1 pseudogene is annotated in these 608 nt (G+C 39.8%); it reads right to left on the bottom strand.

The window, feature by feature from the left end:
- Positions 1-608, bottom strand: a pseudogene (locus tag FJR06_RS14565) (addiction module component); the annotation flags it as partial.

Below are 608 nucleotides of genomic sequence, written 5' to 3'. Positions count from 1 at the left end.
TGAGTCTTTTTTTCAGCTTTTTGGATGTCAGTCGTGTAATGTATTTCCCATCTGCAATTACGCTTGATTAGCCTTAACTGACATTTTACTTCCGTCGGTAAAGTCGTTGGTAACTTGAGGGTTTGACATGGAGTTAGTCCACCAAAACGCAACCACACCACACCTTTATCGTCTATTTTAGTATCAAAAGCCCTAAGAATAATTTGGTTACAAACTTTTGTGTGACCTCGATCCCAAAACTTTCTCATCAATGTGCAAAGTTTGGGGTGTTCCAACCATTCACGACTTTCTAATGTAAGTTGTAAAACCCCTTTTTTAGATGGGAACGATTGGAACGATTGACCCAAATATTTCATCACCTTTTCGACACAAGCAGCCTGAACCAAGTGGATATCATCAATTACATCGTAGAGGGTTGAATCCCATAACTTAGCAGGTAATTGATACTTGTCTTTCGATGTGCGTAGCTGTTTGTCAATCTCAAATTTAGACACACCCCAGGCTTTCAACGACCCGAACTCATTCCACAAGTCAGAGCGTAGTTGTCCCAAACGCAAAGCAATTAAATCAAGTTCGTTAGATTTCCAAGTATTTAGTTTTTCAGTCCC

The organism is Dolichospermum sp. UHCC 0352 (assembly GCF_009711925.1).
GTDB classification, from domain to species: Bacteria; Cyanobacteriota; Cyanobacteriia; order Cyanobacteriales; family Nostocaceae; genus Dolichospermum; species Dolichospermum lemmermannii.
Note: the sequence above shows the minus strand (reverse complement) of the source record. Positions and strands in the feature narration are given on the sequence as shown.